General features: G+C 42.0%; 16 protein-coding genes. 11 read left to right on the top strand and 5 right to left on the bottom strand.

Annotated elements, in window-relative coordinates; all coding sequences use genetic code 11:
• Positions 1 to 167: 167 nt before the first annotated feature.
• Entirely contained in the window at positions 168 to 785 is a 618-nt protein-coding gene (locus R7Q47_RS06480; RefSeq protein ID WP_005388227.1) for an HAD family hydrolase, read from the bottom strand.
• 363 nt (positions 786 to 1148) lie between these two features.
• On the opposite strand from R7Q47_RS06480, the gene R7Q47_RS06475 reads away from it, so the two are divergent.
• Complete coding sequence (locus tag R7Q47_RS06475; RefSeq protein ID WP_064369289.1) at positions 1149 to 3194, top strand: response regulator; 2046 nt, start codon at positions 1149 to 1151, stop codon at positions 3192 to 3194.
• 103 nt (positions 3195 to 3297) lie between these two features.
• Here R7Q47_RS06475 and cqsA read toward each other — a convergent pair whose 3' ends face one another.
• Positions 3298 to 4479 carry an alpha-hydroxyketone-type quorum-sensing autoinducer synthase gene (gene cqsA / locus R7Q47_RS06470; protein WP_213867675.1) on the bottom strand — a complete coding sequence of 394 codons (1182 nt, stop codon included), beginning with the start codon at positions 4477 to 4479 and terminating at the stop codon, positions 3298 to 3300.
• Between the two features lie 337 nt (positions 4480 to 4816).
• Positions 4817 to 5761: a ribosome biogenesis GTPase YlqF gene (gene ylqF / locus R7Q47_RS06465; RefSeq protein WP_005376521.1), complete on the bottom strand. Its 945-nt coding sequence runs from the start codon at positions 5759 to 5761 to the stop codon at positions 4817 to 4819.
• A gap of 447 nt (positions 5762 to 6208) precedes the next feature.
• On the opposite strand from ylqF, the gene R7Q47_RS06460 reads away from it, so the two are divergent.
• From R7Q47_RS06460 to R7Q47_RS06440, 5 genes are all read left to right on the top strand, one after another.
• A complete protein-coding gene (locus R7Q47_RS06460) occupies positions 6209 to 9874 on the top strand; it encodes an ATP-binding protein (protein WP_213962499.1) in 3666 nt (1221 codons plus the stop codon).
• Positions 9858 to 11024 (top strand): EAL domain-containing protein, encoded by a 1167-nt coding sequence (locus tag R7Q47_RS06455; RefSeq protein WP_017821555.1) that lies wholly within the window; start codon positions 9858 to 9860, stop codon positions 11022 to 11024. Before R7Q47_RS06460 ends, R7Q47_RS06455 begins: the two co-directional genes overlap by 17 nt.
• On the top strand, positions 11017 to 11613 hold the full coding sequence (locus R7Q47_RS06450; RefSeq protein WP_213962498.1) for a response regulator transcription factor: 597 nt from the start codon (positions 11017 to 11019) through the stop codon (positions 11611 to 11613). The genes R7Q47_RS06455 and R7Q47_RS06450 overlap by 8 nt, the downstream gene beginning before the upstream one ends.
• A 9-nt stretch (positions 11614 to 11622) precedes the next feature.
• Positions 11623 to 12993 carry a GGDEF domain-containing protein gene (locus R7Q47_RS06445; protein ID WP_086047447.1) on the top strand — a complete coding sequence of 457 codons (1371 nt, stop codon included), beginning with the start codon at positions 11623 to 11625 and terminating at the stop codon, positions 12991 to 12993.
• A 157-nt stretch (positions 12994 to 13150) separates the two neighbouring features.
• On the top strand, positions 13151 to 14038 hold the full coding sequence (locus R7Q47_RS06440) for a LysR family transcriptional regulator (protein WP_213962497.1): 888 nt from the start codon (positions 13151 to 13153) through the stop codon (positions 14036 to 14038).
• Here the strand turns inward: R7Q47_RS06440 and R7Q47_RS06435 are convergent.
• On the bottom strand, positions 14035 to 14643 hold the full coding sequence (locus R7Q47_RS06435) for a response regulator transcription factor (RefSeq protein WP_213969421.1): 609 nt from the start codon (positions 14641 to 14643) through the stop codon (positions 14035 to 14037). The genes R7Q47_RS06440 and R7Q47_RS06435 overlap by 4 nt on opposite strands.
• A gap of 683 nt (positions 14644 to 15326) precedes the next feature.
• Here R7Q47_RS06435 and R7Q47_RS06430 point away from each other — a divergent pair.
• Positions 15327 to 16307 (top strand): chemotaxis protein, encoded by a 981-nt coding sequence (locus tag R7Q47_RS06430; protein ID WP_025998672.1) that lies wholly within the window; start codon positions 15327 to 15329, stop codon positions 16305 to 16307.
• 49 nt (positions 16308 to 16356) lie between these two features.
• Here R7Q47_RS06430 and R7Q47_RS06425 read toward each other — a convergent pair whose 3' ends face one another.
• A complete protein-coding gene (locus R7Q47_RS06425) occupies positions 16357 to 16887 on the bottom strand; it encodes a prepilin-type N-terminal cleavage/methylation domain-containing protein (RefSeq protein ID WP_005376513.1) in 531 nt (176 codons plus the stop codon).
• Positions 16888 to 17331: 444 nt separating this feature from the next.
• Here R7Q47_RS06425 and R7Q47_RS06420 point away from each other — a divergent pair, with 444 nt between their 5' ends.
• The 4 genes from R7Q47_RS06420 to R7Q47_RS06405 all read left to right on the top strand — a co-directional run bounded on the left by R7Q47_RS06420 (position 17332) and on the right by R7Q47_RS06405 (position 20185).
• The gene (locus R7Q47_RS06420; RefSeq protein WP_042520743.1) at positions 17332 to 18054 is read left to right on the top strand and encodes a sulfite exporter TauE/SafE family protein; all 723 of its coding nucleotides are present in this window, start codon (positions 17332 to 17334) and stop codon (positions 18052 to 18054) included.
• Positions 18055 to 18156: 102 nt separating this feature from the next.
• The gene (gene rarD / locus R7Q47_RS06415) at positions 18157 to 19062 is read left to right on the top strand and encodes an EamA family transporter RarD (protein WP_213969418.1); all 906 of its coding nucleotides are present in this window, start codon (positions 18157 to 18159) and stop codon (positions 19060 to 19062) included.
• A gap of 209 nt (positions 19063 to 19271) precedes the next feature.
• On the top strand, positions 19272 to 19658 hold the full coding sequence (locus R7Q47_RS06410) for an MAPEG family protein (RefSeq protein ID WP_005376510.1): 387 nt from the start codon (positions 19272 to 19274) through the stop codon (positions 19656 to 19658).
• Positions 19652 to 20185: a hypothetical protein gene (locus tag R7Q47_RS06405; protein WP_033906497.1), complete on the top strand. Its 534-nt coding sequence runs from the start codon at positions 19652 to 19654 to the stop codon at positions 20183 to 20185. Before R7Q47_RS06410 ends, R7Q47_RS06405 begins: the two co-directional genes overlap by 7 nt.
• Positions 20186 to 20200 lie beyond the last annotated feature (15 nt).

Here is a 20200-nt window from a genome sequence, read left to right as displayed (position 1 = left end):
AATACGCCGATATGTAAGACATCAAGAGAAGCAAGAGCGAGTAGAGCAGCAGCAATTGGCGCTGGACTAAACAAAGGCCCCCTTTTAGGGGGCTCACACAAAGCCACCTTCTTTAGAAGGTGGTAATTTACTTACGCACCCTAACGTTATGTTTTATTAAAAGCTTTCTAGAAGTTAACCCCCATGGCTTTTAGTTCGAGCTCACATTGCTGAGCATTTTCAAACTGAATAGCAGCCATGCCAACTGCTCGGGCACCTTCAACATTGTAAGGCATGTCATCAAGAAATACTGTCTCTTCGGGGTTAAGCTGATACTTTGAAAGTAGAGTTTGGTAGATCTCCGCTTGTGGTTTTAGTAATTGAACTTCAGAAGAGATGATTGCTCCATCAAACAGTGGCCAAAACTCATAGGTAGTACGAAGATGTTCCACAATTTCGTTGATGTTGTCTGTGAGCGCATATACGCCATATCCGGCTCTTTTTACTCGTTTTAACAGCTCTATACTGCCGTAAAGTAATATTTGAGTGTGTTTTACATAATAAAAGAAGCGGTCCATTTCTTCCGTCGTTACTTGGTGTTCACGTTGATAACGCTGTTTTGCTTCCCTTTCGGAGATCGTCCCTTTATTTAAATCTTTCCAGATTTGTGATGAAAATAGCATCTGAGCCATTTTCTCTGACTCTACGGAACCACCAAATGTTAAGCGAACGATTTCTACTGGAGACCAGCGTACCAATACATTACCTACATCAAAAATGACATTTTTTATCTGGAAAGAATTCATGACACACCCCAAGCCAATTGTTTGTCACCGCGCTATATGCGGTGAGTGCTGTTTTTAAATCGTTGGAAAGCCGTGCCAAAGGCGCGACTTAAGTTTCTAGAACAAAATGAGATTAACATCCAATTGGATACAGAGCGATTATCGCAAAATTACACTAAACTATATGCAACTTTGTTTATTTGGTTGTAAATCAAGTGCAGCTGTCTTAAAAGATTGAAACTAAAGATAAGTATTGCGAGCTGTTTACGTCATTTCGCGCTGCTTATAAATGATGATTAATATATAATTAGTTAATAATAAAATGATAAAAGTGAATCAAAATCACATTGTTGTGCGTCAGGCGGAGTAAGCAAAACAGATTATATGGACTCGATACGTAAGGTTTATCAATATGCAGAACCAAACCTAACTCTCGTTGGCTGGATGGGGTTTCTTGGCTTTCCGCTGTACTACTTTGTCTGGGAGTTTGCCTTTCCACAGGCTTATGAAAATTTACCTCTTAGATTGTTTTGCTCGTTATTGTTTTTCGGCATCATTTTTAGAAACCGCTTATCATCGACTTGGAGAGATTATGTTCCTATTTACTACCAAGTGACGATAACGCTGTGCTTACCGTTTTTCTTTTTTTATATGTTACTGATGAATGACTGGTCCAATGTATGGGTTATGTCGTTTATGTCTGCAATTTTCTTACACATTTTACTGGTTCATGTTACTAGGGTCATGTTTGCTCAAACCTTTGCTGGGATAGGTTTAGCAACATTCTTCGCTTGGGTTGCAAAAGGGTTCCATCTTGACTTGACCATGGATTGGACTCATGTGCCAATCTTTCTGTTTATTTATGTCTTCGGTAATTTGTTCTATTTTCGTAACCAAGTTGAACATGAAGCGAAAGTCTCGCTGGCAAAATCATTCGGGGCAGGGATTGCACATGAAATGCGTAACCCGTTGAGTGGGCTTTGCACTTCAATAGATGTTATCCAGTCGATCTTGCCCAACATGAAAGAGGCAGGAAAAGAGCAGTACGTCATGAGTGTAGAGGATGTCACCTTATTACGTGAAGTGAGTCAGGATGCAATGAACATTATCCAATCGGGTAATGAAACCATCGATTTATTGCTAACTTCGATTGATGAAAATCGAGTTTCTCGTTCTAGCTTCAAAAAATATTCAGTTCACTCGGTCGTTGAACAGGCAATTGAAAGCTTCAGTTATAAACGTGCCACTGATCGATTTGCCATATCGCTGGATGCGAGAAGTGAGTTTGAGTTTCTAGGTAGTGATACGTTACTTAAATACGTTATGTATAACCTCTTCAAGAATGCCTTCCATCACCGTAAATCTGAAGATTTTCACATACATGTATCCATGATAAGTTCAGAACGCTTTAATCAAATTGTTGTAACCGATAATGGTGCTGGCATTGCTCCTGATGTTCTACGCAATATCTTTCAAGACTTTTACACCACTGGCAAATCAGGAAGTTATGGTTTGGGTCTACCGTTTTGTAAAAAAGTCATGCGTTCATTTGGGGGGAACATTGAGTGTCAATCTCAGTTAGGGGAGTGGTCTCAATTTACATTAACTTTCCCACTAACGACATCTGATACCGTTAATGAAATCAAAAACGATCTGACTAAACTCAAAACCATTCTAACGGTGACTAGCCAAGATATCTTGGTGTCTAAAGTAACAGATATCAGCCGTTTTATGGGCTTTGACTCGACGATTTTAGATGCCAACCAAGTACTCAAAAAGAAAGAGTACGAGTTCGAATTCGATCTGATTTTTATCGATCTTGAGAGCTTAGATCCAAGAGCAAACCAATTGGATAGATTAGAATCTCTCTTGTCTTTCACTGAAGCACGCATCGTTTATCTTTTTGAGCATCATCCGACTCAGAGAGCACGTAAGGCTGCATATGAACCTATTTGGATCGAAACGCAAGCCTGGTTATTGAATACTAAACCAACTATTGAGCGTCTCTTATATGATTCAAGCTATGTATCGACACCAACGGCCTCGGTGACGTTAGATAATTCAAATAAGCGCACAATTATGGTCGTGGATGATAATGAATCTTTGCGTAAATTCACGGCAATGTTACTTGAAAAGCAAGGCTTTGAAGTGATTCAGAAAGAAGACGGGCAGCAGGCTCTGGATACACTAGAGCAAGAAGATGTTGATCTCATTCTGATGGATATCGAAATGCCAATTATGGATGGTGTAGAAGCGTCTAGGCGAATTCGAAGCTCGGATAAAAACTATGCGTCGGTACCTATTATTGCACATACAGGGGATAGTTCACCTGTCACGTTGGACAAAATTGGGTCTTCGGGTATGTCTGACTTCATCGTAAAACCGGCGGATAAAAATCGCTTGTTCGATAAAATCGCAAACTGGATCTAATCATTCGCGACTTGTTTTCTTGAGGCGAGTTGCTCACAACGAATAACACGAATAAAGAGCTCAGCAAAACTGTTGAGCTCTTTAGTTTTATCTACACACTAACTTACACAAACTCTAAGTCAGGGTGTGCGAATGCTTGTTGGCAGACAGTGAGTACATGATCAACTTCAGCAGCTGTCATGTCGGCATTGACTGAAAAACGGATGATGTTTTTGTTCCTTCCAGTTGCAGGGCGGCAAAACACTGCGCCGTAAACATTTCGCTCTTCGAGAAAATCGCGGACTCGCTCAGTGTTTCTCTCGTTGCCGCATTCTAATGAGATAATTTGTGATTCACTGCGAATAGTAAATCCAATGCGTTTTAAACCAACGGCTAAAGACTTGGCTCTTTCAAACAGAATATCTCGCTTATCATCTGATTTTCTTATGACGTCCAGTGTTTTCTCTAGCCGAATGATCTCTTGCGGTAATACGGTAGAACTAAATATTGCAGGGTACGCCACAAACGGAAGCGTCTTCGACAGTTTTTCTGGGCCTAAAATCGCGCCAGCACGATAAGCAAATGTCTTGGCAAGACTAACGGTAATAAAATCTACCTTATGAGTTAAGCCAAGGCTCTGCAGTATCCCCGCACCTTGTGGACCGTGTGTACCTAAAGAGTGTGATTCATCTACAACCAGGCCGCAGTCAAACTCCTGTGCTATTTCGTAGATATCACGTAGAGGAGCGATGGTCCCGATAGTGCTGTAAACCGAATCCACAACAATGATCCCTGAACCGTGACGTGAAATTTGTTTTCTTAGGTGACTGGTGTTGTTATGCATGAACGGATGAATTTGTGCTCCGGCAATACGTGCGCCTTCCCACAAAGACATATGTGCAAAGAAATCAATGTACACAGGTATGTTCGGTGCACAAATAGTCTGCAATAAACCGACATTCGCAGCCCAACCAGATTGAGAAAGTAGACAACTAGGCATACCAACGAAACTGGCTAGTTGCGTTTCAAATGCAGGTTTCGATTCATCATCTTGTAAGAAAATCGCGGACATCACGACGTTGTCATCGTGCTGGGAAATCGCATCACGATGCGCGTTTTGAATCTCCTTATTATGAGACAGCGCAAGGTAATCATTGCTTTGCAGGACGACGGCATTACACGGTGGGCGTTTACCAAGAACAAGGTGTTTTTTGTTCTCATTCGGTTCGATTAGATCTTGAATATAAAAATCTAGGCGTTCCTCGATAAAGGAGGGAAGTGGTTTGCTTTGTATAGTTTCACTCATAATAAATCTCTTCTTCATATGGAAAAACGCCAGCGCTGACACTTATTCATATTGCGGATTTTGGGGAGAGTGTCACTAACCAGGTTGCATAAGTTTGCAGACCCTTGCAAACTCGACATTTGAGGGTTGGATGGTGGCTGTAACTCTATAGGGGCCCGGGGTCTAAACTAGTTTGTGCTTAAAGTTTATACGGCGATTTTGCGGTGTTTTTTCGTGCTTCATATCTGGGATTTTGGATGAGGAATATAAAGTTTAAAAAGTGAAAAAAATGGGCGCATTAGGTAACAAAAAAGGCGCGAAAATCGCGCCTTGAAACATGAGTAGATAAAAGACAAGCTTATCGCTTATTACGTAAATAGCGCTTACGACGCTCTTCTTTACGCTTCGCTTTCTCTTCTTCTTTACGGGCGGTTTCAATCTCGACTTCAATCAGTTCTTGAGTGATCATTTCTGGGCGTTCTAATGTAATTTGGCCCAAAGTGCCTTGACGAAGTTCGTGCAATAAGATCTCTGATACTTTGTGCAAGTCAACACGTCCACCTGCACGTAGTGCACCGCGGCGACGACCAATTTCTTCCATGATCTCGATATCTGATTCTGGAAGCTCTTCAATTTGATAACGCTCTTTAAGCTTGTCTGCATAATGAGCTGCTAGGTATTCAATGGTATAGAATGCGACTTCGTCATATTCCATCGCTGTATCTTTTACCGCGCCGGTAGCCGCAAGGCGGAAGCCACTGTGTGGATTTTCCACTTTTGGCCATAAAATTCCTGGAGTATCAGATAATACGATGCCATTTTGCAGGTTGATACGTTGTTGACGACGTGTAACCGCGGGTTGGTTACCTGTTACAGCGATTGTTCGACCTGCGAGGGTGTTAATGATCGTCGACTTTCCAACGTTTGGGATGCCCATGATCATGGTGCGAATGTTTTTACCAATTTCTTCTCGGTGTGGGGCGAGTTTGCGGCAAAGCTCCATGATTCGATGCACTTCTTGTGGTTCAGAAGTCGTGATCGCCATTGCTTTTACATGTTGCTCTTGCTCCAAGTGCTCAATCCACAGTTGAGTTAATTCTGGATCGGCCAAATCACGTTTGTTCAAAACTTTAACGACAGGTTTGTCACCACGGATTTGAGAAATCAAAGGGTTTTCACTACTGAAAGGAATACGAGCATCCAGTACTTCGATGATCACATCCACTTGAGGGATTGCTTCTTCGATCTCTTTACGTGCTTTGTGCATGTGGCCAGGAAACCACTGGATTGAGTTATTAACCATTTGAATTTAATACCTTAATTTTTCTAATGCTCCAGCGGTTGTAAAAGTAGCAATGTGAATCTTGAGTGACACAATACTAGAACGCATTTTCTAAAACTGTGTTTACTTCAAGCTGCTCGAAACCGCGGAGTTGAGCTTTCTTTCATGTTAATACGCCAGTTTATCATGGAATGATGATGAATCATTCAAGATGAAAGTAAAAAGCTATGGCGTGCAAACCTAAAAGCACACATCCCTTATGTATACCGACTCGCAGTGAATATCCGTCTGGGTGAGAGACCGAACGCAAACACTGTGTAGTCAAAGGTGGATTGTGTTGTCAGATTGTTCTGACGAATTTTGGTTTTTTGGTTTTATATCAAAGCTTTATTTTTATTTCGCTATTGAGCGAAGTTTGACTTTTATCTGACAAAAACTAGTCTGAGCTTCCATTCAGAGGAAGCAGTCATGCTCAGTATTCTTAGAAGTATTACGGTATCGTCCGTCGCCTTAATTTTTTTAGCGAGTTCTTTTTGCTCAACTGCCAAACAGAGTCCTAAACCGAAGGTCATCGTTGGTGTTATTGCGCAAGACGAAGCTAAAGACTCGTTTGACGGTAGCGTTGGTCCTTCGTACGGAATTAGTCTTGAGTATTTGTCTAACATTACTAAAGCTTTGGATTATGAGTTAGAACTTCGGACTTACAAGCATATTCCGTCTTTACTTGCGGATGTCGAAAGCAAGAAGATTGATGGTGCGGTTGGATTTAGTAAAACAGCAGCAAGAGAAAAGCGTTTCTTGTTTTCGATGCCTTTCTTTTCGAGCACTATCGCGGTTTGGTATCGGAATGCCACTTACCGAGATAGTGATGCGCGTGATCTTAAATGGGTGTGTGTTGAGGGCAGTGTGTATTGTGACAACCTCACTGAACGCGGTATCGATAAGATACATTACGTTAAAACACGTTTAGAGGCGTTTAATGAAGTTAAGCGAGGTAAAGCGAACGCGCTGATTTACACTTATGTTGGTATTACCCAATATTTGGATTTGAATGACATTGTAAAAGGGGTTGTCGATATTCCCAGTTGGTTGAAAAACGAAGAGGTGAGTTTTATCGCTTCGTTGGACAAACAGAGTCTGATCGATGACATCAACAAAATCCTTCAGTGGGAGCAAAATGGAAAAAACATTCGCTCCGTCGCCTCGAAAAATCCTTACCATATCAGTGATAAGTTATTGGTAGATTACCGACGTAATCATCAAAACAAACTAGTGATAACTTACAGCAGCAGTGACGAAGCTTATCCGTTTCTCTACCGAGATTCGCAAACGGGCGAGTTAGATGGCTTCTTTCCAGATTTTGTCGACTTATTGCAGTCTCGTACTGGCTTGAGCTTTAAGTATGTGAAGCCGACGTCGAGCCTTTCTAATGGATTAACGGCATTTGATGCCGATATAGTCCCCATCTCTTATGTGGGTGAGCTACCTAAGTCAGATTGGTTGTTCACTAAACCATTCATGCACAGTAATTACGTGGCTATCCAAGCGGAGCAGAGTAAGCGCGATAAATCTGCACTGAAAGAAGCGGGTATTCTGCTCACTTTGAAAAAGCAAGGGTTAGTTCATTTGGGCACTTGGCAGCAAGGCCAAGTTGATCATTATGATGATTTGAAAAAGCTGCTTACCGATTTGAAATCGGGCGTTTTGGATGTGGCTTATATTCCTGACGACATCGTTCACAACATGATTGCACAAGATCAAGTCGATGGCTTGGTGATCAATGCGGAGGACGTTTTGACGTTCTCTAATGCATTTGCGGTTGCAAACCACAATACACAACTTCAACACATGTTGAACAGCATCATCGAAACCATTGATTCTAACGAGATCGAAAAACTGCTGCGTTCTCACCGAAGCTTCAAACTGACTTATGGCTATGACGCGGAGCAGATCGCTACATTTGTTGTTGCTGGTTCATTCATATTCTGTCTCATGTTAATTGCGGCGTATTTCATCTTATCTCACATGCGACTTAAAGTGAGGTTAGCCGAATTTAATGCTGACAATGAGGAAGCGGAAAAGCAATGGCTGATGGACATCATCAAAGAGATCAATAGCTTGGTTTTTATCCATAGTGAAAATAACCATATGGAGATGAGCAATTGTGCCAACTACAACAGTAAACAGTGCCAACAATGTAAGTTGAAAAGTGATTCTGCACACGCTCCTCTGGTGAATAATTTTGATGAACTGACCACTGTTATTGCTGGAAAGCGTATTTCAGAAGAGGTTGCCTCGTCGGGCTGTGAACTTGATATTAAACATGTATATCGAGAACGCAAAGTCATCGCTTCTCCTAGCGGTAAGAACAAGTTTGTACTGACTGTTATTCAAGATATTACCCAGCAAAAAGAACGTGAGCAGGCGTTAATCGATGCGCAAAAAGAAGCGCAAACCGCGGTACGTGCGCGCGAAAACTTTTTGGCAACCATGAGTCACGAATTAAGAACGCCATTGTCGGCAGCACACGGCATCCTCGATTTGCTAAATCACCAAGTGACGGCAGATTCAAATCGCGAGTTAATTGCCCAAGCCATACGCTCGCTCAATCATTTGAATACGTTAGTAGACGAAGTACTGGATTATTCAAAGTTAGAGGCAGGGTACTTAACCGTCGCCCCAGTTAAGACCGACTTGCTTAAAACCTTGTGCGATGTGTTTCGAAGCTTTGAACCACGAGCGCTCGCGAAAGGTTTGGATTACAAAGTGACAATCAAACCATTTTCGAATGCTTTCATTGAAATCGACGCGCTGCGATTGGTGCAAATTACCACCAATCTACTCTCCAATGCGGTGAAATTCACTGCGGAAGGCGAGGTTGGAATCAGTGTCATTCTTCATGAAAAGCAGCTTATCTTGAAAGTGGCAGATTCAGGTATCGGCATGACGGATGACCAACTCGAAGGCATTCTCAATCCTTTTGTTCAAGCGGATGACACTATTACGCGTAAATATGGCGGCACTGGATTGGGGCTGAGCATTGTTGACCGATTGATCGACTGCATGGGCGGCGTGCTCTGCATCGATTCACAATTTGGCTTAGGCACGACGATTACCGTCAAACTGCCAATTGAGCATTGCGACTCTGAGCCAGACGTTTGTTTGAACTGGACGTATAGCGAGAGCTTACCACTTAATATTCGCCAGTGGTGTGACGCGTGGAAAATGCGTCCAGCGACGTTAAAAACAATGGTGGCGAACCTTCACCCTATACACGACAGCGATGCCAGTTTTAATGGCCTAATGCTGCGTGACGAACAAAGAGTACTTGGCAGTCTTACGTTAAGAGAGCTTCAGTATCCAGATACATTGTTCAATTTGCTCAGCCAAACGCAGCAAGAAACCAAGCTTAGTGACGTAAATCAAGAAGTGGTTTCTTGGGTTCTCGGCACGGTACTGGTCGCAGAAGATAATCCCATTAACCAAAGTGTGATAGCAATGCAGCTTCATGAACTTGGAATCGAACCTGTCATTGTGAATAACGGCCGCGAAGCATGGGAATACATCAACCAAGATGAAAACGTTGTGTTGCTGCTGACCGATTTTCATATGCCAGAAATGGATGGCTATGAGCTTGTTAGGCACGTGAAAAACTCCGAATTTAAAGCAATTCCAATCATCGGTGTGACAGCAGAAGATGCTCGTCTTGCCATTGAGCGCACACAGGATATCGGCATTGATGATGTGCTCTACAAGCCCTATGACCTTAATCAATTAAAAACCGTTTTGATTCCATTTATTGGCGAAAAAGAAAGGGGTAGGCTGCCCGGCTGGATTAAACGGTTCAAAGCACAGGACGCAAAAGAGATTGCGCGCGTGTTTAGTCAATCAATGTCTACAGATATAAAAAACTTAAACGCCGTATCGACTGAGCGAGACAAAAAACGGGTCATTCATGGCATCAAAGGAGCGGTTGGGGCGATAGGGGTAAGCATGCTGGCTGAGCTTTGCATTGAGGCAGAACGAGTTACTGCTGCAGAGTTTGAAAGGCGAACAGCGGAGCTAATTTTACGAATCGAGCAGGAGATCGAAAACATAAACTATTGGGTAGAGACAAATGAATACACAATTTAATGTGATGGTGATTGATGACCATCCGCTACAAACCACAATACTTACGCAAATATTGGATCGCTATTGCGCGCAAGTCATCCCTTTTAACTGTGTGGATGCTGCTATTCAGAGTGTGCAGGAACAACATTTTGACGTAATTTTTTGTGATATCCAAATGCCCGGAAAAGACGGCATCGATATGATGGAAATGCTCGATAAAGTCCAGTACCAGGGGCAAGTTGTACTGGTCAGTGCAATGGAATTGACCATTATTTCTGCGGTAAGAGCCATGTGCGAGGGATTTAGCTTTGAAGTATTAGGGAAGCTGCCTAAGCCATACGATGAAAATGAAGTCGTTGATTTGTTGGGTAAAATAAAAGATGAAAAAGCGAAACAAGTCAGCTTTGCTCAACCTATTGAAGTGGAAGATCAAGAATTCCTGTTTGCTCTGGCTGAAGGGCGCGTGAAAAATTATTACCAGCCTTTAGTCGATGTGCAAAGTGGGGAAGTGCTTGGGTATGAAGCGCTCGCGCGTTGGAATCATCCTATTTATGGTGTGTTACCCCCTCATTATTTTTTGCCAATTGTAGAGCGTTGCCGCCTTTCTGGAGAGTTGTTTCAAGCTGTATTGAGTAATGTTATCTATGACATGAAACACCGCGGATTGACGCAAAACGTATCCATCAATGTAGACCATGAAAACTTAGAAGATACGGCGTTCTCTCATTACTTTTTACAGCAATGTTTAGAGAGCGAGATTGACCCATCACAAATCACCATTGAAATTACAGAGCGAGATACATTTCAGACTAGCGCGTCCCTGTACAAGAATTTACTCAAGTTGAGGATGAACGGTGTCACTGTCTCAATAGATGATTTTGGCACGGGGTCATCGACGTTTGAAAAACTGGCTCAACTGCCATTCAACGAGTTAAAAATCGATCGTTCGTTTGTACAAGGTGTCGAATGCGACATCAAAAAACGCAACATCGTTGTTGCTATTTGCGCGTTAGCGAAAAGTTTGAATATACGACTGGTCGCGGAAGGTATTGAAGACGAAGTCACATTGCAAGCGATACGTGAGTATGGCATTGATCTTTGCCAAGGCTTCTACATTGATAAACCCATGCCACTAGAAGCCATAACCATACTAAATGAAAGATATGAATAAATTGAATTACTTGATCTTTGACGATCATCCTCTCGTTTGTGTTGCAATCAAGTCGTTGTTGGAAGAGTTAGGTAAAACAAATGGGGTATTTACTGCAACATCAGCGAAGATGGCATTACAAATATTGAAAAAGGAAGAAATTCAACTGTTGATCTTAGATGTGAACTTGGCAGATTGCGATGGGTTTGATTTCTACAAACGTATCAAATCCCATGGTTATGAAGGCAAAGTCATTTTCTTCTCCGCTGAAACTAGCCAAATGTACAGCCAAATGGCTTTTCGTTCTGGCGCTGATGGCTATGTGTGTAAATCGGAAAATCACGGCATTCTTAAAGACGCGATAGAAGCGGTAGAGAAGGGGTATACCTTCTTCAAATTTAAGCAAGTTGTTAACAGCGTTCGAGAAATGCCACAACTTTCAAGCAGAGAAAGCGCAGTAATGAAGTATTTATTACAAGGAAAGTCCAATCGAGAAATCGCTTCAGTGCTATCAATAAGTGACAAAACAGTCAGCACATATAAACGTCGTCTATTGGATAAATTTAACGTAAAGAACATTGTTGAGCTAACAAGAGTGGCGGGGGCGTAAGACCGCATCATGACACTTAAAAGTATCGCGTTGTCTCTTTTCATCGCAACATTACTATTCGTCACTTCTGTCACAATGATTGGTGCGGTGTTAATTTCTTATGAAGTAAAGCAGTTCAACACTTACGCGAATAATTTAGCCAAAATAAAACAAAAAGTGATTCTCATGGGGCTATTGACGGAAGCGCAGCTCGAGCAATACAAAGGCATGAGCGTGAGTGAAGTAGAAGCGCAAACAGAGCTAAGCTTTCAAGATGCGATTTATTCCCTGTCACCTTATGAAAAACTCAATTACGTTGAAGTTGTTGCACGGAAATCGCTTCATCAGGCTGAAGCGTATTTATCAAATGCGTTCAATCGACAAAATGCCGTTATGTATTTTCGTTCTTATACTGGAAACAAACTCATCTTAGAGAGACCGATTGAAGCGTTAGAGGGAGTGAAAGCCACATTTGATGTTGATTGGTGTAAAAGTAATTATTCTTGTGTGTTAGCCGCGTGGAAAGAGCAACTAACGGACCGGGTATTGTTTTCCCTACCATTTAAAACGACATACTCCGATGACATGGCGATAAGCATCATGAGTCCGGTTTACTTTCAAGGTGAGTTAGTGGGAGAGTTCTCGGAACAATTATACCTCTCGCCGCTTTATAATGATGGGAAAGCGGTAGATGTTCAAATAGCGAATGGGAACAAGCAAATGGTGATTTATTTCGCTGGCTACCCCTTTCCATCATTCGCGTACACCCAATCATATGTCGCAGACAACAACAATCTTATCGTTTACATGTACCCATTTAGTAAAATTGTATTGGATTACGTGTTCTTGTTTATCATCTTCTTTTTCGTAACCTTAGCGTATTACAACAAAGCTTATGAATCTAAAGAGAGCAAACTTCGCCTCGCGAAAGCACTGACGAACGTGACGAAAGATGATTTAACGGGATTGTTTAACCGCAGAGTCTTTCAAGATAGCGAATTCAAACGTCGTTTGGAAACCGCGCCATATTCTGTCATTGCAATAGATGGCGATAGGATCAAGCGAATCAATGACCATTACGGTCACCATGTAGGGGACGAAGTTATTGGGATTATTGCTGATGCTATGTCTAAAGTGTTTCGAAATAGTGATTATCTAGTTCGAACTGGTGGTGATGAGTTTGTTGCGATTCTGCCGGGTTGCAGTATCAGTCAATCTTCAATATTGGCGAAGAAGCTTCGTAGTGTCGTTAAAGATAACCGACTAAAGACCTTGGATATCGAAGTTAGTGTGAGTACTGGTATCGCGGCGAATGAATTACACGAAACGCTTCAGGACGTTATTGTACGTGCAGATGAAGATCTCTATGAGATGAAAAAACACAGACAAAAGTCCCATTAAGCAGCGCTAGTATTGACTCAATGTTAAGTTACGGAACATAACCATGACATAACTGTTTGATTAATTTGACCAAACAGAATGAGTGGTCTTTTATATTAGAGCAGTCAACAAATAGTGATTGCTCTATTTATTCTCGACCTTACATTTGGTGTCGCACGTGAACAAAGATCTCGACTTAAACTTACTTAAAATACTTGTCTTACTGGATAAGCACCGTCAGCTCAAGCCCGTTGCGAAAGCGATGGGGAAGAGCGAAGCGTCAATTAGCAAATATCTTGCCCGATTGCGACTCCAGCTAAACGATGAATTGTTTATTCGGCATCCTCACCACATGGAACCGACGGACTATTTAAAACGTCAATTACCTAAAATTTCCGATGCACTCGAGAAGCTTGAAACTTGTCTAATTAGAGATGAGTTTGAACCGGAAAATTACGAAAAAGACATCACCATTTGTTTACCGCAAACCGCTCAATACTCATTTGGGCATTTACTTGCATTGGATTTAATGGCGCTGTTTCCCAAGGCGCACATTTCGATAGCAACGATTACAGAGTATACGATAGAAGAGATAATCCTAGGCAAAGTGGATGCGCAGTTACATTACTTCAACGAGGATGTTCCGAAATCTGTTTATCAGAAGTTCATCGGCTATGCGCCTGCTGTGGTAGTTGTCCCTGAAGAGCTGGGAATTACCACCCTGGAAGAAGCGGCCAAACTTCCCTTTATCATGTTAGAGATTATCGGTTGGAAAGAGAAAGAGCAGCTCGTTAAGCGTGCAATGGAAAGCCACGGTATGGTCATCAACCGTATTGCGGCTCTAGACAACGTAAGCAGCGTATTGAAGCTAATTAAGCAAAAAAGCGCCGCAACCGTATTACTTGAATATCAGGCGCCAATTGATGGATATAAATTTATAAGAGTGCCAGAGCATTTTTACCCAGATGGCTGGCCAAAAGTGGTTGTACAGGTGAAGCAAAGCTTAAGACATGATGCAATGCACCAGTTGTTAATCGGTGCTATTGCAAAATACATGAGCGCTTAGCGGCAAAACTCAATGTTTTCTGACTGAGGAATAGTATGCAGAAGTTCAATCAACGTGTCCGCATGGTACTTTTTCAGAATACGCGTTTTGTAGGTGCTGATTGTTTTAGCGCTGAGTGAAAGTTGTTCAGAAATCTTCTTATTTGAGTAGCCTTGTACAAGATAATGGAACACCATGGCTTCGCGATTTGAAAGTGTTACGTTACCCGACGATGGTGTGTGAGTCGACTTAAACATTGAGTAACCGCGTGAAACACTCACAATTGCGTCGATAATGGTCTCTCTTGTTTCATGTTTGCTTAAGAAGCCGTTTGCGCCCATTTCGTACGCTGCTTTAGAAAGACTCGAGTAGTCGCGTGAAGAAACAAATAACAGTCGGCCACGATATCCCGTCGCTAAAATGTTTTTGGCTAAACGCATACCATCGCGGTCGCCAAGCACTACGTCTAGAGTAATCAAATCAATCTTTTGGCCTCGAACAAGATCCATCACTTCCGCACTGTCAGTGGTTTGAATCACTTCAGCTGTGTTGACTACAGATTCAACTAGAGAAGCAAGAGCTTCGCTATACAATGGTTGAGCGTCGATAATAAGAACATTATTCAAAGTTAACCTCACCTAATACATCAACTAGTGTGCTGTCAGGCGACAGCGCAATTGGATGAATAGGATTGTAGGAAAAACCTTGCTAAGAGGAAGGAAAATGACTCTTTCCAAAAGTGAAAATCAGTGTCTTGATTATGGGAATAGCGATGTCAGGTATTGAAATACCTAGTGATAGGATGATTGCTTAAAACTTACGCTGACAGAAAACTAACAAACTGAAAGTGTTCTTTCAGTGTTCTATGCCTTCAGATTTTCTTGCGATGCCTCTAGCGCTTCGATTTAAACCCGTGTGTTCACAAGCGCAGTTTTATACCATGCCACTTGAAGAGAGCTTGTTATACACCAGGCATGAGCACAGTAGCCAACTTTGTACTGATATCTGTTAGATAGGTTTGGCTATTGACGCTGAACATCACTTCAAATTATTTCTAAACTTTTCATTGACTCTGCCGCTAAAAGTGGAGGTGTTAATTCGCACTTTGGCCACTCATAATGTCGTGTTCAAAAATGAGACAATTTTACATGGTTTGGTATGGAAATGTGCGTTAGCCGTCCTTTTGATGGTTTACAAATTTTGTTGTAACGACTAAAAAGGACTTTTGGATTTTTAGCCAGAGAACGGCTTCTCATGGCGTTTGCATCAAACTTTTCTGATGCGTATTTTTGGTTGGATAATTGGCTTTATGAGTAACGTAACCAGCACCATTTTGACAGAAAGTGGTACCAATGAGCTTGAAATCATCGAGTTTCATTTAGAAAAAACATTGCCAGATGGCAGCACAAAAACTTGTTATTACGGCATTAACGTTGCGAAAGTACGAGAAGTGATTCGCGTGCCAGAAACAACCGATTATCCAAACGCACAACCTCATATGATTGGTGTGTTCTCATCCAGAGATGTACTGACGCCTTTAGTGGATTTAGCTGGTTGGTTAGGTGTGCCAACACGACAAGATCTGGAGCGCAAGTTTGTAATCGTTACGGATTTCAACAAAATGACCAATGGCTTCTTAATTGACAGCATTTCGCGTATTCATCGTATCTCTTGGAATGATGTGGAATCACCAAGTCAGTTTTTGGAAGCGGGCGAACAAGATTGTGTAGTAGCCGTTGTCCGTAAAGAAGGCAACCTGATCATGATTCTCGACTTTGAAAAAATCATCGCAGACATCAACCCAGAACTGAGTATGGAAAAATACGATGTGAAAGGGGACAAGTCGGTGGATCTCAACCAGAGAATGGTCGGTAAGCGTAATGCTAAAACGATCATGGTGGTGGATGACTCAGCATTTATTCGCTCTTTGATCCAAGATACATTAGCTTCTTCAGGCTACAATGTGATCACATGTAAAGACGGTGGTGAGGCGCATGAGAAGTTGATGAGCTTGATCGAGGTTGCGAAAGAAGAAAACTTGCCAGTTAAAGAGCTATTAGATGCGGTGGTTACGGACGTAGAAATGCCTCGAATGGATGGTATGCACTTAGTGAAGAGACTACGCGATACCGAAGCGTTTCATGAAATGCCGATCATTATGTTCTCGTCATTGATGAGTGAGGATAACCGAGCGAAAGCACTATCTCTTGGCGCAAATGATACGATTACCAAGCCAGAGATTGGCCGCATGGTGAATATGATGGATAAATACGTGTTTAACTTTGCGTAAAAAACCGATCAGATGAAACAAATAAGGCTGCCGATTGGCAGCCTTATTTTTATTGAGGGCAGGGAAGAATATCTAAGGTGTAACTCTCGTTTGGAGTCTGCGGTGGCCCATATAAAATTCCGCATTGTGTAAGGCTAGCTCTTTTTTCGTCGGCTGCAGCAATGACCATTTCGCGAGTTGTTGAACCAGCCGGGTGATGAAATGTTTTCCAATCCGAGTCTTCTTCGTTCAGTCCTTGCACGAGTAACTTCATCGATTCGCTATCAGAATCAGGATATCCATATAAAAAAACACAGCGCTTTGAACCACCAATATTACAGCCGTCAAATGGTAAATCTGCCATTAAAGCACTGTCTACGAAGTTTGAAACGTAAGGCTTGCTTTCCAATCCCGCAATCGCCATTTTCCCATAACCCACGCCTAATGCTGACGCAATAGCGCCTTTCATTCCTTCCAAACGTGCTTCACGTGCATCGCTTTGAAGGTTTAAAAAGCGTGGCGCGGCAGTGACAGCAAGAATACCGAGCACGACAATAACTACGACTAACTCTATTAGAGTAAATCCCGTTTGTTTTTTCATATTATTTTCACAGCAAGTTAAAGGTAGAAAAACACTGACCGTACACTTGTTTATTGTGTAAATAAGTACGGTAATGATAAATCGATCAGTAGTATAAAGAGGTGAGTTGTAAAGTGCTATACCGACGCCGCACTAATTGACTGAATCCATTAAATGCAATGGAGAATTCACGGGTCTAATTCTGCTAGATTTTAAGAGGTCATTAATTCCGCTGAAGAAATGCTGCGTGAACAGGCGAGCATGAATCCTCTTCGATGTAAGCAAACATGTACATCAGCGGAATGAAATACAAAATGCAAATGAGGGCGAACCGCACAAATGGATTGTCTTTTTATTCACTTTGATGAATGCTACGCGGAATTCATATCGCAGTATGCCTGAGGTATTCATCATGCGAATGTGCTTTGGTTTTGTGTTTATTTTTCAAATATAAGAATAATCTAAATGGAATTCGATTCGATAAACTTCCTTGCAATAGGTTTGATATTTCTTGGCTCTTATGTCCAGACCGCAATCGGTTTTGGCTTGGCTATTGTTGCCGCACCTTTACTGATTCTTTGGGCGCCAGAATATGTTCCTGCGCCAATCTGTTTAGTCGCGTTATTTATTTCGTTGATGAATGCGATGAAGCACCGCAGTAGTGTTGAAATCGGCGGCTTAAAGATGGCGTTGATTGGGCGAGTGCCGGGATCAATTGCTGGTGGCTTGCTACTCTTTTTTGTATCTACACAAACTCTCACGCTTTGGATTGGTTTGTTGGTGCTGTTTGCAGTCGTGGTGAGTGTTTTACCGTTTCGGGTTGAGCCTACGCCTTCGCGTATGACATGTGCTGGTTTCTTTTCTGGGTTGTTTGGTACCAGTTCTGCGATTGGAGGGCCTCCGATGGCGTTATTGTTGCAGCATCAAGAAGCAAATCAGTTACGCGGCAACTTATCGGCTTTTTTTGTTTTCAGTTCGATTATTTCACTAATAGTACAAATCCCAGTGGGCTTCTTCACATTGCATCATTTGGTCATTACTATTCCTCTATTACCTGCTGCGGCGCTTGGTTACTGGCTAGCAATGAAAACTACCCAGTCGTTACCAAAAGAAAAGATTCGGTTTGGGGCACTTATGTTGTGTTTTGTGAGTGGCTTTACCGCCGTCGTACAAGCGTTGAGCCAATAATGCCATCTGCATCATAAAGTCACTGCGGGATTGCATTCCTTTTTATGTATGGCGGACTTGTTTACTTACGCCAAATTGGTCGTTTAGATGGGCGATAGTTTTATGAATAACACTCGTTATGGCACTTTTATGGCAGCATTCTCCTTTGTGATCTGGGGATTGCTACCAATTTATTATCGTTATTTACCAAATGCTTCTATGGATGAGTTGCTAGCATGGCGAATCATTGGGTCTGTACCTGTCGGGTTTCTAATTGTACTTGGGATAACCCGTCGAGGGCTGAATTGGAAAGAAATCTGGCTTGATAAAAAATCCTTGTGGTACACGTTTGTGGCGAGCAGTTTGATGTGTATTTCTTGGAGTGCGTTCACTTGGGCTTTGACCCATCATCGGGTCATCGATGCCAGCTTAGGCTTCTTTATTGGGCCATTAGTATCTGTTGCGCTGGGCGTATTTATTCTTGGGGATAGGCTCTCAAAAGGCAAACTTATTGCAATCGTGCTGGCAACAATTGGTGTTATGTATCAAGTGATTCACTATGGTCAGCTGCCCGTTATCGCACTAACGATGGGGTTGTTCTTTGCTTTGTATGGGCTGTACAAGAAGAAGATAAATTATGACTGGAGTACAACCTTGTTTGTTGAGGCGTTGTTACTGACTCCAGTTGCACTCGCCTATTTGCTCTATAAACAATGGGCAACTGGTGAACTGGCTTCGGGCACAGATACCACAACATTGCTTTTGTATTTTGGCAGTGCACCTATCACACTTTTGCCACTCGTATTTTATTCTATCGCAATACGTATAACTAATTTATCAACCGTCGGTCTAATGCAATACATCGAGCCAAGCTTGCAGTTTGTGTTGGCAGTTATGTTTTTTGGCGAGTTGTTTGACGAAGTGAAAGCGGTGACCTTTGCATTTATTTGGGTAGGGCTGTTGTTCACAATTTTTGAAAGTATTATCAAAGGGCATCGGCGCAAAAGGCTGGTCAAACACCCCTTATAGTGGTTTCAATATTCTCACATATTAGCTTCTTTATTCTTATGCCCTCCATTCGAAGGCATTTTTAATGTCATGAAGCATTGGCTTTCGTTTTTTGCCCGAATAGAAATCATAACTTGAGATTATTTGACGCATTATCATAATGATACCGCTATAGTTATAGCCAAGTGACACGCTTATATAAGTGAAAACCAGATCAAGAAGGACGACATATGATCACAGCTCTGTATGCCAACATTCTCGCAATACTCATTATTTGGTTGGCTGTTCAAGTAATTAAGCAACGTCGCTTAAATCAAATTGCTTATGCCGATGGTGGGGTAGAGGCTCTACAAATTGCTCGTAGTGCCCAGAGCAATGCGACAGAATATATCCCCATCACCCTGATTTTAATGGCACTTTTAGAATTCAATAGTGCTTACCCAACATGGATACATCTCACCGGTATTATTTTTGTAATTGGTCGAGTTATTCATGCTAAAGGCATATTGAAAAAAGACTTGAAAAAGCGCATTAGAGGGATGCAGGTGACATTTCTGGTGATACTTTCATTGGTTGTGTTAAATATGATTTACCTGCCATACGATAAGTTATGGTAAGTCTGCGACGTTACATTCCACCACCTTGGGTACTCGTTCTGATTGGATTAGTACTGAATATTGGCGCGATCATCGTTACTAGCTTAGTCCTTGATAAGTTGGGTAAACAGCACTCGCAGCTCGCAGAGCAAACAGCAGAAAACTTGTATTCCATCCAACTCGCATGGAACAGTGTGGAAACCCTAGAAAGGAAAAGAGAAGCTTTACTGCTGCATGTGCACATAAGTCAGAGCGTAGCGATACCTTTAGAGCTAGAAGAGGTATTAGCAGGGCATTTATCTTCTTGGGTTCTCAACGAGTCGGATGAAATAAAAATTGATCAACTTCCTCAACTAATGTCAAAGATAAATCAGGCACAAGCTTCGTATAGAGACCGCATCGATAATTACTACATTGAGAATGTAGAGCTCAATGAGGTAATGGCAAAGCAGGATGAAAAGATCGCTTGGTACAAGAATATCGGACTCTTCTTGCAAGTATTCGGACTTGCGTTAATCCTTGCACGCGACTTAGCCAGGAAGCAATAAAAGCAAGAGCTAAAG

Source organism: Vibrio sp. Vb0349, from assembly GCF_033338975.1.
The sequence above is the reverse complement of the archived record's forward strand: the minus strand, read 5'-3'. Positions and strand labels throughout refer to the sequence as shown.